At 55.6% G+C, this 17004-nt stretch carries 12 protein-coding genes; 3 read left to right on the top strand and 9 right to left on the bottom strand.

Annotated features, from left to right (window positions below; genetic code table 11):
- Positions 1-26: 26 nt before the first annotated feature.
- Together pflA and ABLU86_RS10595 are read left to right on the top strand one after the other, a co-directional pair.
- Positions 27-767, top strand: a complete 741-nt coding sequence (pflA, locus tag ABLU86_RS10590) for a pyruvate formate lyase 1-activating protein (protein ID WP_015367479.1) — start codon at positions 27-29, stop codon at positions 765-767.
- A 73-nt stretch (positions 768-840) separates the two neighbouring features.
- Positions 841-1632: a hypothetical protein gene (locus tag ABLU86_RS10595; RefSeq protein ID WP_213708180.1), complete on the top strand. Its 792-nt coding sequence runs from the start codon at positions 841-843 to the stop codon at positions 1630-1632.
- Between the two features lie 63 nt (positions 1633-1695).
- On the opposite strand, the gene ABLU86_RS10600 is transcribed toward ABLU86_RS10595, so the two are convergent.
- The 9 genes from ABLU86_RS10600 to lrp form a co-directional block, all read right to left on the bottom strand.
- On the bottom strand, positions 1696-2844 hold the full coding sequence (locus tag ABLU86_RS10600; RefSeq protein ID WP_015367480.1) for an MFS transporter: 1149 nt from the start codon (positions 2842-2844) through the stop codon (positions 1696-1698).
- Positions 2845-3117: 273 nt separating this feature from the next.
- On the bottom strand, positions 3118-3981 hold the full coding sequence (locus ABLU86_RS10605; protein ID WP_020079261.1) for a dimethyl sulfoxide reductase anchor subunit family protein: 864 nt from the start codon (positions 3979-3981) through the stop codon (positions 3118-3120).
- A 1-nt stretch (position 3982) separates the two neighbouring features.
- Entirely contained in the window at positions 3983-4600 is a 618-nt protein-coding gene (locus ABLU86_RS10610; protein ID WP_015367482.1) for a DMSO/selenate family reductase complex B subunit, read from the bottom strand.
- Positions 4601-4610: 10 nt separating this feature from the next.
- Complete coding sequence (gene dmsA / locus ABLU86_RS10615; protein ID WP_059444707.1) at positions 4611-7049, bottom strand: dimethylsulfoxide reductase subunit A; 2439 nt, start codon at positions 7047-7049, stop codon at positions 4611-4613.
- Positions 7050-7243: 194 nt separating this feature from the next.
- Positions 7244-8536: a serine--tRNA ligase gene (serS, locus tag ABLU86_RS10620; RefSeq protein WP_015367484.1), complete on the bottom strand. Its 1293-nt coding sequence runs from the start codon at positions 8534-8536 to the stop codon at positions 7244-7246.
- 92 nt (positions 8537-8628) lie between these two features.
- On the bottom strand, positions 8629-9972 hold the full coding sequence (rarA, locus tag ABLU86_RS10625) for a replication-associated recombination protein RarA (protein WP_015367485.1): 1344 nt from the start codon (positions 9970-9972) through the stop codon (positions 8629-8631).
- Positions 9973-9980: 8 nt separating this feature from the next.
- The gene (gene lolA, locus ABLU86_RS10630) at positions 9981-10592 is read right to left on the bottom strand and encodes an outer membrane lipoprotein chaperone LolA (RefSeq protein ID WP_015367486.1); all 612 of its coding nucleotides are present in this window, start codon (positions 10590-10592) and stop codon (positions 9981-9983) included.
- A 122-nt stretch (positions 10593-10714) separates the two neighbouring features.
- Positions 10715-14794: a DNA translocase FtsK gene (gene ftsK / locus ABLU86_RS10635; RefSeq protein ID WP_045364544.1), complete on the bottom strand. Its 4080-nt coding sequence runs from the start codon at positions 14792-14794 to the stop codon at positions 10715-10717.
- Between the two features lie 135 nt (positions 14795-14929).
- Positions 14930-15424: a leucine-responsive transcriptional regulator Lrp gene (gene lrp / locus ABLU86_RS10640; RefSeq protein ID WP_000228469.1), complete on the bottom strand. Its 495-nt coding sequence runs from the start codon at positions 15422-15424 to the stop codon at positions 14930-14932.
- Between the two features lie 532 nt (positions 15425-15956).
- On the opposite strand from lrp, the gene trxB reads away from it, so the two are divergent.
- Entirely contained in the window at positions 15957-16925 is a 969-nt protein-coding gene (gene trxB / locus ABLU86_RS10645; protein ID WP_015367489.1) for a thioredoxin-disulfide reductase, read from the top strand.
- Positions 16926-17004: the final 79 nt, after the last annotated feature.

Genomic DNA, 17004 nt, shown 5'->3' on the forward strand with positions numbered 1-17004 from the left:
GGGCCGAACCCGGAGATATCACCGCAATGTCAACTATTGGTCGTATTCACTCCTTTGAATCCTGTGGCACCGTCGATGGCCCAGGCATCCGCTTTATTACCTTCTTCCAGGGCTGCCTGATGCGCTGCCTTTACTGCCATAACCGCGACACCTGGGATACCCATGGCGGTAAAGAAATCACCGTTGAAGAATTGATGAAAGAAGTGGTGACCTATCGCCACTTTATGAATGCTTCCGGCGGTGGCGTCACCGCCTCCGGCGGCGAGGCGATCCTGCAGGCTGAATTTGTCCGCGACTGGTTCCGCGCCTGTAAAAAAGAAGGTATCCACACCTGCCTGGATACCAACGGCTTCGTACGTCGCTACGATCCGGTGATTGACGAGCTGCTGGAAGTCACCGATCTGGTGATGCTTGACCTTAAGCAGATGAACGATGAAATCCACCAGAACCTGGTCGGCGTTTCTAACCATCGTACGCTGGAGTTCGCACAGTATCTGTCGAAGAAAGGGATTAACGTGTGGATCCGCTACGTCGTGGTTCCCGGCTGGTCTGATGATGACGATTCCGCGCATCGTCTGGGTGAGTTTACCCGCGATATGGGTAACGTCGAGAAAATCGAACTCCTGCCCTACCATGAGCTGGGTAAACACAAATGGGTGGCAATGGGCGAAGAGTACAAACTTGACGGCGTACACCCACCGAAGAAAGAGACCATGGAGCGGGTAAAAGGCATCCTGGAGCAATATGGTCATAAAGTGATGTACTAAATTTCAATCAAACGGCTGCCTGGTGAGGCAGCCGTTTTGCTTTTATCACAGGGAAAAAAGAGGAAAGGAAGCAATGCGATTACTGATTTCAGGGCTGATATTATTCATGGTCCAAGGCGCTTATGCGGCCGACAGCTGCAATATTGATGCGATTATCAAGCAGGCCTGGCCCGATGCTCAATCGACAGCTCAGGGGGTCGTCACGCCGGGCAAGCAACTGATCAAAACACAAAATGAATCGCCTTTTAGCGCCATTTGTCGTATCTGGCCGGCGCATCCAGAGCTTACGCTGGCTGCCGTTCCACTCATGGAACTGGAACAACGTGATTTTGACCACACTGCCAATTTGGAACTGCTGGTGCTTGATACCGCGACCCTCGCGGTTAAGCAACGTTTACATCTTCCCGAACGCATGAACGATGACGCGTTCTATATCAGCGACCTTGCAATTGATACCGCACGCTGGAAGATAGCCCCAGGGCAGACCGCATTTGGCGTGCGTATACAGAAAAGGGGAAGCTCCCGCGTCAACCCCATGTATGAAGAGGCGCTGTGGCTTTACACCATCGATCGCGGCCAGCTGCGCATGGTACTGGATGGCATTGTGCTACAAGACAACGGTGGAGAGTGGGATGGCAACTGCGCCGGGGAGTTTAATGATATTAAACGCACGCTGGCAATAGACGCCGCAAAACATCACGGCTTTAGCGATATAAAAGTCAGCGAAAAAAATACCGCCTCAACGTCCTGGCTGAACGACAGTGACGAATGCACATCGAAAGACACTCTGACGCAAGCATCCTGGACGCTGCAATATGATGGTCAGCAATATCGCGTTCCGGCTAAGTTACGCCCAATACCGTAGCGATATTGTTATACTCACCATAGCAGGCCTCGATGGGGTAACCCCATTGAGGCTTAAAGGATATCAGGCGTGTGCCACCGGCGTCGGATGATGCCCGGCTTTGCGCAGCAGGGTCAGCAGATAGATAAACGATACGCTGGCGATCATGATAAACAGCAGATTATCCGAGAAGTTCTGCATCAACATCGCCGTCAGGGTCGGCCCCAGCAGGCTGCCGATGGTATAGCTCATCAGCAGCGCCTGGTTCATCGCCACCAGTTGATGGTGTTCAACCTTCTCGCAGGCCCAGGCCATCGCCACCGGATACAGAGTAAAACCGGATGCGCCGAGCACAAAAAGCGCTGGCGCCATTGCCGCCTGGCTCAGCATCGCCAGACAGCCCAGAATCACCACAAAGACCTGTACGCGCAGCACCAGCAGGCGGCCATAGCGGTCAGCCAGACGCCCGACCGGCCACTGCCCGAGAATGCCTGCGCTAACCATCACCGCCATCCAGAAACCAATACCCGAATCGCTGACGCCCTGATGATTTAGCCACAGCGGCATCAGGCCGTACAGTGAACCAAGCACGATGCCGGAGATGATGCAGCCATTCACACCGTGACGTGCCTGACGCAGTTTCAGCATCGGCCAGATACGTACCGTTTCATGCGGCTCGTCGGCCTGGCTCATAATACGTGTAAACATCAGCGGCAGGATCGCCGCCAGCGCCAGGCCGGTAACCCACGGCAGCACGCTCATTAAATCGGTCGGTAATTTGCTGACCATCAGTTGGCCCAATACAGTACCGATGTAATAGACCATCATGTACGCCGCCAGCAGTCGACCGCGGCTGCGGGAAGTACCGCTGCACACCAGTGCGCTTTCGACCACCACCCAAATCATTGCACAGCCCACGCCGGCGATAAAACGCCAGCTCAGCCATGTCCAGAAGCCGAGTGTGATACCCAGACCAACGCAGCCGACAGCAAAAATTAATGACGCCAGATAATAGCTACGGTTAAACCCCAGACGTTTAATGACCCAACCGGCAAATAGTGTTCCCACCAGATTACCGGTGAAATAAGAAGAGCCGACCATCCCAACCTGCCAGGTTGGCATATTTTCATGGGCGAGCCACAGCGGGACAAGCGTATTTAAAACCGCGATTGCCAGCGTCAACAGAAGCAGGCCACAGAGCAACATTTGCACTGGGCGAGTGTAGATGGTCATGGGTATTAACCGTGAGGAAGTTCAGATTTCGTGCGCATCATGCCACTGCTGTAAACATTGTCAATCCGCCAGAATTCAGGCCTGACGCGGTTTTCAGGGCAACGATAGAAGTTTTTTATCCAGCGGAACGGCAACGGAATTATTCTTTATATTATTCCATTGTTTTTATTAATTTATTGGAAAACTATAGTGGGAATATCAGTAGAAAAATTTCATGAATCAACCGCATTTTTTAATCACGCCGGAATAGGCTTCCGGCGTGATTTCACGTTATTAACTGGCGATAGCCATACCGACGGTCATATGCAGACCATAGAATACGCCGCGGCCAATCATCTCGCCGACCAGCACCAGCACAAACGCCAACCCCAGAAGCGGCAATGCGGGTTGATAACCTTTAAGCTGCGGTACAATCCAGCAGACCAACGCCAGAACTAACGCGACCGTCCGCCATGCCATTAAGGAACCATAATTCGGCACCAGCGCCGAGGCCTGTTGGATTGAACTATGGATCGTCGCCAACTCGCTGCCCTGAATCAGCGCGACGGTCACGCTAATCACTAACGCCACCAGCATGATCACCGGCAATAAACGCATCGCCCAACCGTCCACACCCGCGACACGCAGCAGCAGGTAACCCAACAGCGGCCCGCCGATAAACAGGGTCAGGAAGAAGTTGAGCGGTGTCCAGATGGTGTACCAGGTGGGTACGGTATCGATAGTGTTATATACGCGGATCATCATCCAGACAAAGATGACGCCGAGGATCATGGTGACGACCAGCCACAGATTACGCAGCCCGGACGGTAATTTATTTACCACCGCCAGCAGCCAGCCAATCCCGCCGACGGCGAAGAAAAGCGCGCCGCTGGCTATTTCATTGCTTAACGAGGATGCGCCAACGCGGTTCAGCGAATTAAACGCGCGCATTGGCGAACCAAGGTGCATGGTGGAGGCGATAAAACCGATCCCCATTAACACCCATAGCCCAAACATGCTCATTATCACCCGCCGCCGCTGCTCGCGCGAAAGTTCGCCCTTCATCAACGCCAGCGCGAGAACGATAAAGCCCCCGGCGACGCATTGACCGAAGACCGTGAAAATCATCAGCGGCCATTCATGCCATCCATTTCCCATTTTAGACCTCCTTCGGATTGGCCAGATAGCCGGTGGTATCGCCGCACGGACGGCTGTTGGCGTTTGGTTTTATCACAATGCTCGGCCTGGTGAAGTGCGCCGACGGCAGCGGCGCCACGGCGGCCAGTTGGCCGTGCTTTTCACGCAGTTCGGCAATCGGCCCGAAGTCCAGCGCCCGCAGCGGGCAGGACTCGACGCAAATCGGTTTCTTTCCTTGTGCGACGCGTTCGTGACAGCCGTCGCATTTGGTCATATGCCCTTTAGCGGCGTTGTACTGCGGCGCGCCATACGGGCAGGCCATATGGCAGTAGCGACAGCCAATGCACACCTCTTCATTGACCACCACAAAACCATCTTCGCGCTTGTGCATCGCCCCGCTCGGACAGACCTTGGTGCACGCCGGGTCTTCACAGTGGTTACAGGCGATGGAAAGGTAGTAGGCAAAAACGTTCTGATTCCAGACGCCGTTGTCCTCCTGCCAGTCGCCGCCGGCATACTCGTAGATACGACGGAAGCTGACGTCCGGCGTCAGGTTCTTGTAGTCTTTACAGGCCAGCTCGCAGGTTTTGCAACCGGTGCAACGGGCGGAATCGATAAAAAATCCATACTGAGTTGTCATCGGTTACTCCTTACAGCTTTTCAACCTGGACGAGGTTGGTATGCGATGGGTTGCCTTTCGCCAACGGCGACGGACGTTGGGTGGTCAGCACGTTAATGCTGCCGGCCTGATCCACGCGTGAGGCGTCCGGGTTATACCAGGCGCCCTCGCCCAGCGCGACGACGCCCGGCATCATACGTGGCGTCACTTTCGCTTCGATATGGACTTCGCCGCGGTCGTTGAAAATACGAATGCGATCGCCATTGACGATGCCGCGCGTCTTCGCATCGATCGGATTGATCCACATCTCCTGACGGCAGGCTGCCTGCAGGACATCAACGTTGCCATAAGTTGAGTGGACGCGAGACTTGTAGTGGAATCCCGTCAGCTGTAACGGATATTTAGCAGTCAACGGATCGTTGTAATTTTCAAACCCAGGAGTGTAGATCGGCAGCGGATCGATGACATCGCCTTCCGGCAGCTCCCAGGTCGCGGCGATTTTGGCGAGCTCCTGGGAATAGATTTCGATTTTGCCCGATGGCGTGGTCAGCGGGTTGGCCTGCGGATCGTCACGGAAGGCTTTATACGCCACATGATGACCTTGCGGGTCACGCTGCTTGAAGATGCCCTGCTGGCGGAAAGTATCGAAATCCGGAAGTTCGGGAATCGCTTTACGCGACTGCTCATACAAATAACGCATCCAGCCTTCCTGAGTGCGGCCTTCGGTAAACTTCTCCGCCACCCCCATGCGTTTCGCCAACTCGGTGGTCATCTCATAGATAGTTTTGCATTCGAAACGCGGTTTGATCGCCTGGTCGGCAAAGATGACATAGGACATATTGCCGCAGGAGGCGTCCAGCGCGAAGTCCATCTGCTCAGAGGCGGTACAGTCCGGCAGCAGAATATCGGCGTATTTCGCAGACGACGTCATGTGGCAGTCGATTACCACGATCATTTCGCACTTCTTATCGTCCTGCAGGATTTCGTGGGTGCGGTTGATCTCGGAGTGCTGGTTGATAAGGCAGTTACCCGCGTAGTTCCAGATCATCTTGATCGGCACGTCGAGCTTATCTTTGCCGCGTACGCCATCACGCAGCGCGGTCATTTCCGGACCACGTTCAATCGCATCGGTCCACATAAACATAGAGATGCTGGTCTCAACCGGATTTTCCAGCGTCGGCATACGTTCGAAAGGCAGGCTATATGAACCTTCACGCGCGCCGCTATTGCCGCCGTTAATCCCTACGTTGCCGGTCAGAATGGCGAGCATGGAGATGGCGCGGGTGGCGATTTCGCCGTTGGCGTGACGCTGAGGTCCCCAGCCCTGGCTGATATACGCCGGTTTCGCCGTCGCTATCTCGCGAGCCAGCTTCACAATGCGCTCACGCGGGATCCCGGTAATGGTGGATGCCCACTCCGGCGTTTTAGCGATACCGTCGGAACCCTGACCAAGGATGTAAGCTTTATAATGTCCATTCGCCGGCGCATCGGCAGGCAGGGTTTTCTCGTCGTAGCCGACGCAGTATTTATCGAGGAAGGGCTGATCGACCAGATTTTCAGTAATCATCACCCACGCCAGCGCTGAAATGAGCGCCGCGTCGGTTCCCGGACGAATCGGGATCCATTCATCTTCACGCCCGGCGCCGGTGTCGGTATAACGCGGATCGATAATGATCATGCGGGCATTGGATTTCTGCCGCGCCTGTTCAAGGTAGTAAGTCACCCCGCCGCCGCTCATGCGCGTTTCGCCAGGGTTATTGCCAAACAGCACCACCAACTGACTGTTTTCGATATCCGACGGGCTATTGCCATCGGCCCAACCGCCATAGGTGTAATTCAAACCAGCCGCAATCTGCGCCGATGAATAGTCGCCATAATGATTGAGATAGCCGCCGCAGCAGTTCATCAGACGAGCAATCAGCGTTTTTCCTGGCGGCCAGGAACGAGTCAGAGTCCCGCCGAGCGTACCGGTTCCGTAGTTCAGATAGATAGATTCGTTGCCATAATCTTTAATCAGACGCTGCATATTGCTGGCGATAGTGTCGAACGCCTCTTCCCAGCTAATTTGTTCGAATTTTCCCTCACCGCGTTTGCCGATGCGCTTCATCGGATATTTCAGCCGGTCAGGGTTATAGACGCGGCGGCGCATAGAGCGGCCTCGCAGACAGGCGCGAACCTGATGCAGACCGTCGTAGTTATCATCGCCGGTATTATCGGTTTCTACGTACTTAATCGCACCATCAACCACGTGCATGCGCAGCGGACAGCGGCTGCCGCAGTTTACTGTGCAGGCGCTCCAGACCACTTTCTCACTGGCTGGCGCCAGCGTATCAGCGGCGTGCGCAATACGCGTGAAGGGTAAGGTCAATGCGTTGCTGGCCATCGCCAGGCCGCCTATCGCCGTGGTTTTCATTAAACCACGTCGGCTAACTTCGGCAGCCAGTAAAGCATCGGGGGCTTTGATTTTCATAGATACTCGCTTTGGTTGCTCACAATAAGCTGACAATCGTTATATAATTTTATATATATCGGATTTTATTGGCTTTTTATGCTGTATTAATCCAAAGGGAGTATCACCGGATTCACTGAATGGATTATTGCCCGGTATCAATAAGGATATAAAAAAAGCGCCCACAGGCGCTTTTAAGGAAAGAGCAGTAAAGATTAACCGATATATTCGAGGCCACGCATATACGGGCGCAGAACTTCCGGGATCTCGATACGGCCATCGGCCTGCTGATAGTTTTCCATTACCGCAACCAGCGTACGGCCAACCGCCAGACCAGAACCATTCAGGGTATGAACGAGACGAGTCTTTTTGTCGGACTTGCTGCGGCAACGCGCCTGCATACGACGTGCCTGGAAATCCCAGACGTTAGAGCAGGAAGAAATTTCGCGATAGGTATCCTGCGCCGGAACCCACACTTCGAGGTCATAGGTTTTACAGGCGCTAAAGCCCATATCGCCGGAACACAGCGCTACCTTACGGTACGGCAGACCCAGCAGTTGCAGAACCTTCTCAGCGTGGCCGGTCATCTCTTCCAGCGCCGCCATAGAGTCTTCCGGACGTACGATCTGCACCATTTCAACTTTGTCGAACTGGTGCATACGGATCAGACCGCGGGTATCACGACCATACGAACCCGCTTCAGAACGGAAGCACGGAGTATGGGCGGTCATTTTAATCGGCAGATCGTCTTCGTCGATGATTTCGTCGCGGACCAGGTTGGTCAGCGGCACTTCGGCGGTCGGAATCAACGCATAGTTGCTGCTATCAGCTTCTTCTTCCAGCGGACGAGTATGGAACAGGTCGCCGGCGAATTTCGGCAACTGGCCAGTACCATACAGCGTGTCCTGGTTCACCAGGTAAGGAACATAGTTCTCGCTATAGCCGTGCTGTTCGGTGTGCAGATCCAGCATAAACTGCGCCAGCGCGCGGTGCAGGCGAGCCAGCTGGCCTTTCATCACCACGAAACGGGAACCGGTTAGCTTAACGGCGGCGGCGAAGTCCAGCCCCCCGTGCATTTCACCCAGCGTAACGTGGTCGCGCACCTCGAAATCGAACTGACGCGGCGTCCCCCAGCGGCTGACTTCAACGTTGTCGTTTTCGTCGCGGCCCACCGGCACGTCATCGTGAGGAATGTTCGGGATCGCCAGCGCGATATCGCGAATTTCCGCCAGCAGCGTTTCCAGCTCGGACTTTGCGGCATCCAGCTGTTCGCCAAGCTTGTTCACTTCCAGGCGTAATGGCTCGATATCTTCCCCGCGCGCTTTCGCCTGGCCAATGGATTTCGATCGGGAGTTACGCTCCGCCTGCAGGTTTTCGGTTTGAACCTGCAGAACTTTACGACGCTCTTCAAGAGCGCGCAGTTTATCTACATCCAGCTTAAAGCCCCGGCGTGCCAGTTTTTCTGCGACTGCGTCTGGCTCGGTACGCAGCAGATTGGGATCGAGCATGCTTATCCTGTGCTTATCGAATTTAAATAGGAAAAATGGCCGCAAACTACGGCCACGGAAATATAGGTAATAACCTTACCGCAACGCCACAATTAGCGGTAGCGTTTTATCTGGCTATTTTGATCCAGTTCGGCAAGCCAGGCGAGCTTTTCAGCGATTTTGCCCTCGAGCCCCCTGTTTGTTGGCTGATAATAGCGCGTTTGCGCCATTTCCTGCGGGAAATACTGCTCGCCAGCGGCGTAGGCGTTAGGTTCATCGTGCGCGTAGCGGTACTCCTGACCATAACCCATTTCTTTCATGAGTTTGGTCGGCGCATTGCGTAAATGTACCGGCACGTCGTAATCAGGGCGATCGCGGGCATCGGCCAGCGCAGCCTTAAAGGCGGTGTAGACCGCGTTACTCTTCGGCGCGCAGGCCAGATAAACAATCGCCTGAGCAATAGCCCGTTCGCCTTCCGCCGGCCCAACGCGGGTAAAACAATCCCACGCGGAAATGGCCACCTGCATGGCGCGAGGATCGGCGTTGCCGACATCCTCAGACGCGATAGCCAGACAACGGCGAGCGACATACAACGGGTCGCCGCCTGCGGTAATGATTCGTGCGTACCAGTACAGCGCCGCATCCGGCGCGCTACCGCGCACGGACTTATGTAACGCGGATATAAGATCGTAAAAACGGTCGCCTTTATTATCAAAACGCGCGCTACGCTCGCCGGCAATTTCGGTAAGCAGTTCCGCTTTCAGCACTCGCTTGCCTGAATCGTCGTTTTCAGCCATATCGGCCATCATTTCCAGCGTGTTCAACGCCCGGCGCGCATCGCCGTTGACCAGCTCGGCAATCGCTTTGCGGGTTTCATCCGGCAGGATAATATCTTGCCCACCGTAGCCTCGCGCTTTATCGCTCATCGCCTGGTTGAGCACCTGCTCGATATCGTCCGTGGTCAGTGATTTGAGCAAATAGACTCGGGCGCGGGAGAGCAAAGCGGAATTAAGTTCGAATGACGGGTTTTCGGTCGTCGCGCCAATAAAAGTAATAGTGCCGTCTTCGATGTGCGGCAGAAAGGCATCCTGCTGGCTTTTATTGAAACGATGCACTTCATCAACAAACAGGATAGTGCGTCGACCAGCGTTGCGATTTTGCCGCGCACGTTCGATAGCTTCGCGGATCTCTTTGACGCCAGATGTAACAGCCGAGATACGCTCGACATCAGCATTGGCGTAGCGAGCGATCACTTCCGCAAGGGTAGTTTTACCGGTGCCCGGCGGCCCCCACAGGATCATCGAGTGCAGATGCCCTGCCTCAATCGCCCGCGGCAGCGGTTTACCCGGCGCCAGCAGGTGCTGCTGGCCAATGTACTGCGCTAAATTTTCTGGCCGCATACGGGCGGCCAGAGGTTGAAATGCATTATCGGAAAAATCGAGCGAAAAGTTGCTCACATTCGCCTCTACTTACGTTGATCGTCCACCGTCACCCCTTGCGGCGGCGTAAAAGTGAACTTAGATGCGTCGACGGCGCCATTCTGCTGCGACTTCAGCTGATAGCTGCTGCGCTGGTCGTCTTGCTCAACGGCGCTGAACTGATGGATAGTACCGTCACGGCCCACATTGATTGTGAACTGCTTGAGGTTGCCGTTACCGCTTTTCGGCGTCAGCACAAAATCATCGCCGTTTTGTTTGATGTTGTATTGCTGCCAGTCCGCTGACTGGTTGCGGGCGATCAGCATGAACGGCGTGTTGCTGGTCGCGTTTTTCAGCCAGGTTGCGGTTGCCTGCTCCACAAACGGATTATAGAACCACAGCGTTTTCCCATCCGATACCAGAATACTTTCATCCGGCTGGGTCATATGCCAGTTGAACAGATTCGGGCGCTTCACCCACAAATCGCCCTGCCCGTCCTGCACGGCATTACCGCTTGCGTCGGTCACTTTCTGAGTGAAGCTGGCATGGAAACTGCTGACTTTATCCAGACGGCTTTTTAAGTCGCCGGCAGCGTCTGCCCAAACCTGGCTTACCACGAAGCCAGACAATAATGCACAGGTGATGGCAAGTTTCTTCATTGTTGATCCTTATTGTGCGTCACTCCCGACGCGGGAGCCTGTTCTGTCCCTACTGTAGAGCCGTTGAGAGCAACGGAATAGCAGAACAGGCTGATTTTGCGCTTATTTACCGAACTTTGCACTTACTCGAAGGGCGGCGGCGCCAGGACTTCACGGTTACCGTTATGGCCTTGCTCGCTGACGATCCCCTGAGCTTCCATCTGCTCAATGATACGCGCCGCGCGGTTATAGCCGATACGGAACTGACGCTGCACCCCCGAGATCGAGGCTTTGCGCTTCTCGGTTACGAAGTTGACCGCCTGATCGAACAGCGGATCCAGCTCTTCCCCGCCATCAAAGCCGCCACCACCGCCTTCGCTTTCGCTATCGGAGGTAATACCGTCAACATACTGCGGACGACCGCGCGCTTTCCAGTCCTGCACCACGGCGTGTACTTCCTGGTCACGGACAAACGCGCCATGGACGCGAACCGGCATCGTGGAGTTCGGCCCGGAATAGAGCATATCACCCATGCCCAGCAGCGATTCTGCGCCCCCCTGGTCAAGGATGGTACGCGAGTCAATCTTGCTCGATACGGTGAAGGCGATACGCGTCGGAATGTTGGCCTTGATAAGACCGGTAATCACGTCAACCGACGGACGCTGGGTCGCCAGCACCAGATGAATGCCCGCCGCGCGCGCTTTCTGCGCCAGACGCGCAATCAGTTCTTCCACCTTCTTACCGACGGTCATCATCAGATCGGCGAATTCATCCACCAGCACCACGATGTACGGCAGTTTTTCCAGCACCGGATGCACGGCGTCCATACTGTCGCCCGGTTTCCAGTAAGGATCCGGGATCGGGCGTCCCATGCGTGCGGCCTCAGCGATCTTCTCGTTGTAGCCCGCCAGATTACGCACGCCCAGCGCCGACATCAGCTTATAACGGCGCTCCATTTCATTGACGCTCCAGCGCAGCGCATTGGCGGCGTCTTTCATGTCGGTGACCACTTCCGTCAGCAGATGCGGGATACCTTCGTACACCGACAGCTCAAGCATTTTCGGGTCGATCATGATGAAACGAACGTCTTCCGGCTGCGCCTTATAGAGCATGCTGAGGATCATGGCGTTCACGCCGACCGATTTACCCGAACCAGTGGTACCGGCAACCAGCAGATGCGGCATTTTCGCCAGATCGGCCACCACCGGATCGCCGGCGATATCTTTGCCCAGCACCACGGTAAGCGGCGATGGGTTCTCGCGGAATTTCGGACAATCGAGCACTTCGCGCAGGTATACGGTCTGGCGTTTTTTGTTCGGTAATTCCAGGCCAACGTAAGGTTTACCCGGAATAACTTCCACCACACGCACCGCCACGGTCGACAGCGAACGCGCAAGGTCGCGCGACAGGTTAGAGATACGCGCGGCCTTCACCCCCGGCGCGAGGTTCAGCTCGAAACGAGTGATCACCGGACCCGGTGAGTAGTTCACCACATCCGCTTTAATGCGGAAATCGGCGAGACGCGCTTCGACCAGACGCGCCATCTGCTCAAGCGCAAAGGTATCAACAGGTTCAACTTCGCTCGGCGGCGGCGTCAAGAGATCCAGCGACGGCAGCGGCGTTGTTGGTCTTTGCAGTGGACGGCTGTCGCCATTACGCATCAGTAGCGGATGAATAAGGCTATCCTGCGGCGACGGAGCGGGCTGCTGATAAGGCTGCTGAGCAACCGGCTGTTGTTGCTGCATTGGCTGCTGCGCAGGTTGATAAGCCTGCGGCTGCGGCGCTACCGGCTGATGGTGTACGGGCGGCTGCGCAGGTTGATAACCCTGCTGTGGCGCAGCTGCCGGTTGTTGATAATGCTGAGCCGGTTGCTGGGGCTGCACTTCCGGCGTCGGCGTAAACAACGGCTCGCTTGGACCATCATTGACCAGCGTTTTCATCGGCGAGAACTCATAGTCCGCCGGTGAGAAGGGATTGGCTCCCGGCGGCTGCTCGCTGGCATAGCGCTGCTGCTGGGTCGCGGCAAACTGGCGCGCCAGTTCGGCTTCAGCGGCAGCGTCTTCGTCCTGCTCATCGCTTTCGGATTCCCAGGACTCGCCATAGCGCTGTTGCTGGGTAGCGGCAAACTGACGCGCCAGCTCGTCCTGTTCCAGCGCATCGGCTTCTTCGTCGCTCAGCGGCTCATTATCGTAATGATGTTCAAGCTCGGCCCGACGCGCGCGCTCTTCAGCAATACGCTGAGACGGCAGCTTAATGCCATAGGAAGCAAGCTCCCGACGTGTCGGCACACGGACGCGATTCGGACGCGGCAATTTCGGACCAATGCCTTCTTTTACCTGTACCCGCGGGCCGCTGGATGCCGGGCTGAAAACTGGCGCTGCGTCAGCGGCGGTTGACGCCACTGAGGCGGCTGCGGCTGTGCTGCCAGAAGTGGTGGCCTGATGAACGCCTGCGGCGACGGCCGTCACGGCGGCGGCATCAACTGACGGTTTGGATGGGGCAGCCGGGGTGGTGATCGGTTTGGTCGCCACCGGGCTCGCCGGTTCAGGGATTGGCTGATACCAGGATTCAAGCAACTCACGCTCGCGCGCGCGCTTCTCTTCGACTTCCTCGAAGTAGTACATCGGCGGGCGTTTAGTTTCTTCCTGAGGAGTCTCAGGCTCAGCGGCTGGCGCCGGTTCCTGATGATAAATAGGTTGTTGAACAGCCGGTTCAGGCTGGTATATCGGCTGCTGCGGATGCGCGGCTTCCGGCTGGTAAACCGGTGGCTGCTGCGGCGCATACTCAGGCTGATACACAGGCTGTTGTGGATGCGCGGCTTCCGGCTGGTAAACCGGCGGCTGCTGCGGCGCATACTGAGGCTGATACGCCGGCTGCTGTGGATGCGCGGCTTCCGGCTGATAAACCGGCGGCTGCTGCGGCGCGTATTCAGGCTGATACACCGGCTGCTGTGGATGCGCGGCTTCCGGCTGGTAAACCGGCTGCTGCTGCGGCGCGTATTCCGGCTGATACACTGGCTGCTGAGGATGCGCGGCTTCCGGCTGGTAAACCGGCGGCTGCTGCGGCGCATACTCAGGCTGATACGCCGGCTGCTGAGGATGCGCGGCTTCCGGTTGATAAACCGGCGGCTGCTGCGGCGCATATTCAGGCTGATACACCGGTGGTTGCAGGTGAGCGGCCTCCGGTTGGTATGCCTGCCCTGTCCCCTGCTCCGCCCATGCCTGCGGCGCAACGACAGCGGCGGAGGCGGCGCCGATCGGGTCGGCCACCGTATGGCCATTCAGTAGCGGATCGTAAGGGTCTAAATCGCCAGGACGCGCGGCGCTGGCGCCTGAGAACAGGACATCATCCGCAGCGACAGGCGCGCCGCTGGCGCTGTATTGTACTGCTTCCGCATCATCCATACGTTTACCGGAGAACAGCGCGGCATCGGTTTTACGCCCCATCGGGTTGGCGAACTTTTCCGCCAGACGCTTACGACGCGCTAGCGCACTGCGTAAGATGCGGGCGCGACGCGATTCCCGCGGCTGTGCGGTATCGTCGTCTTCTTCATCTTCATATTCATCATCTTCATATTCCCCTTCATCAACCCAGGTATCGTCCCGACGGGTACGATTACTGGCAAAGGTCAGAATAGAAAGGATTGCGCCGCCGAGTTTCTCGGCAATGCTGACCCATGACCAGCCGGTAAACAGCGTTAAACCCGCGGCCCAGATACAAAGCAAGGCGATAGTGCCGCCGCTACTGTGCAGCAAGGGTTGTAAGGTGGTGCTAAGCAGGCTGCCAATGACGCCGCCGGAAGCAAAGTACCAGATATCATCGGCGTTAATTGCCGCCAGGCCGCAGGAGGTGAGGATCAGCGCCAGCGCGCCGATCAGGCGCAACGAAACAGCGAAGTAATCGACATACTCGTCATTTTCCTGATGACGCCATGCAAACCAGCAGCCGCCGATGATGATCACGGGGATGGTGTAGGCCATTACGCCAAAGATGAAAAATAACGTGTCCGCCAGCCACGCGCCGGGCATGCCGCCCAGATTATGGATAGGCTCATGCCATGCGGTCTGTGACCAACTGGGATCGGATGGATTAAAGCTCAGTAATGCCGCCATCAGCCAGATGGCAAAAAGAGAGCAAAGGATGAGTAACGCCTCAAGAACGCGGCGCCCGCTGCTTAGCTTCGTTAGTTTGACTTCTTTGTCTTCGGTGTATTCCTGGCTCAAGAAAGGCTCTCCAGGTATCAGGCAATTTCCTGCCTGCTGCTAAAACGGACAACAGCGCCGGGTCTCCCCGGCACTGTTGCTGTATGGATTAACAGGAGTGTAATCAAACTACGTCGATTTTGCACCTGTTCCGTGTTAGCGCGTCTTGATTACCAGACGATTACTCTGCTTGACTTCTTCCATAACCACGTAGGTACGGGTGTCGTTTACGCCCGGCAGGCGCAGCAGGGTTTCGCCCAGCAATTTACGATACGCTGACATGTCCGGTACGCGGGTTTTCAACAGATAGTCAAAATCACCGGATACCAAGTGACACTCTTGAATTTCTTCAAGTTTTTGTACTGCGGCGTTAAATTGCTCAAACACATCCGGCGCACCACGATTCAGAGTAATCTCAACAAATACCAGAAGTGATGCATCCAGATAATGCGGGTTGAGCAGCGCCGTATAGCCCTGAATAAAACCCTGTCTTTCCAGTCGACGCACGCGCTCAAGGCAAGGCGTCGGAGAAAGTCCCACCCGTTTGGAAAGCTCGACGTTGGAAATACGCCCGTCTTTTTGCAGTTCATTCAGAATGTTACGATCGATGCGGTCGAGATCTTTGCCAGGGCGTTTCTTGCTATCTACCATTATTATTGTCTCTCTGTATTCCTTCCCTACTCCTGTTCTGACTCTGCGCCTTCACTGCCAGAGCCCATCCCGTTATTACCCGTACGACGTTGAGTAACCCAGGGGTACGTGAGAAGCCCGTTGCCTGATGGCAGTCACCGACATCACGCATGGCGTCTGTCCACACCATGCGTAGATTTCGCTGACCCGGATAAAAATGGCATTTGCGTGCATGAACATTCGCCGCACGCGAAACACTGCTTTTCTTCTTCCATGAATGTTTTCGCAAAAGCACAGGGGATTGTCAAAGCAAAACATCGATTTTTAGTACAAGATGCCAGATATTCATCATCAACCCCCTCTGAATCTCATGTTTTCATCTTATAATCAGAGCGCTAACAGTAGAATTAATTATATTTTCCGCTCGTTAAATCGCCAATCCATCGGCGGGTTCTATTGCACATATCGTTAACAAAATCGCTACGCTCTTTTTTTACGCCCGCAAATTCCCTACAATCCAGCCCAATGTATGCCAATAAAATATGGGGATCTCATGGGCACAGCCAAACACAGTAAACTGCTTATTCTAGGTTCTGGACCTGCAGGATATACCGCGGCGGTCTATGCTGCGCGCGCAAACCTGCAGCCGGTGCTGATCACCGGCATGGAAAAAGGCGGTCAGCTGACCACCACCACTGAAGTGGAAAACTGGCCAGGCGACCCAAACGATCTGACCGGTCCGCTGCTCATGGAACGTATGCACGAGCATGCCACCAAGTTCGAAACTGAAATTATTTTCGACCATATCAGCAGCGTCGATCTGCAGAACCGTCCGTTCCGCCTGGTCGGCGACAGCGGCGAGTACACCTGTGACGCGCTGATTATCGCTACCGGCGCTTCCGCCCGTTATCTGGGTCTGCCTTCTGAAGAAGCTTTCAAAGGACGCGGCGTCTCTGCCTGCGCCACCTGCGACGGTTTCTTCTATCGTAACCAGAAAGTCGCGGTCATCGGCGGCGGCAACACGGCGGTTGAAGAAGCGCTGTATCTGTCCAACATCGCTGCTGAAGTGCATCTGATCCACCGTCGCGACACCTTCCGTGCGGAAAAAATCCTGATCAAGCGCCTGATGGATAAAGTGGAAAGCGGCAATATCGTGCTGCACACCGATCGCACCCTGGAAGAAGTCACCGGCGACCAGATGGGCGTCAGCGGGCTGCGTCTGCGCGATACTAAAAATAGCGATAACGTTGAAACGCTGGACGTCGCCGGTCTGTTTGTCGCCATTGGACACAGCCCGAACACCGCTATCTTTGAAGGTCAGTTAGCGCTGGAAAACGGTTATATCAAAGTACAATCCGGCATCCACGGCAACGCCACGCAAACCAGTATCCCTGGCGTGTTCGCCGCGGGCGACGTGATGGACCATATCTACCGTCAGGCGATTACCTCCGCCGGCACCGGCTGTATGGCGGCGCTGGACGCGGAACGCTATCTGGATGGGTTAGCTGACGCTTGCAAATAATCTTTACAAGTCAGTAACAAAGGTAAAGAAGGCGACGAAAAGTCGCCTTTATTTTTGCCCCGTTGTAACATTGCCGTGC

Source organism: Klebsiella sp. JN_Kp121, assembly GCF_040062145.1.
GTDB lineage: Bacteria > Pseudomonadota > Gammaproteobacteria > Enterobacterales > Enterobacteriaceae > Klebsiella > Klebsiella aerogenes.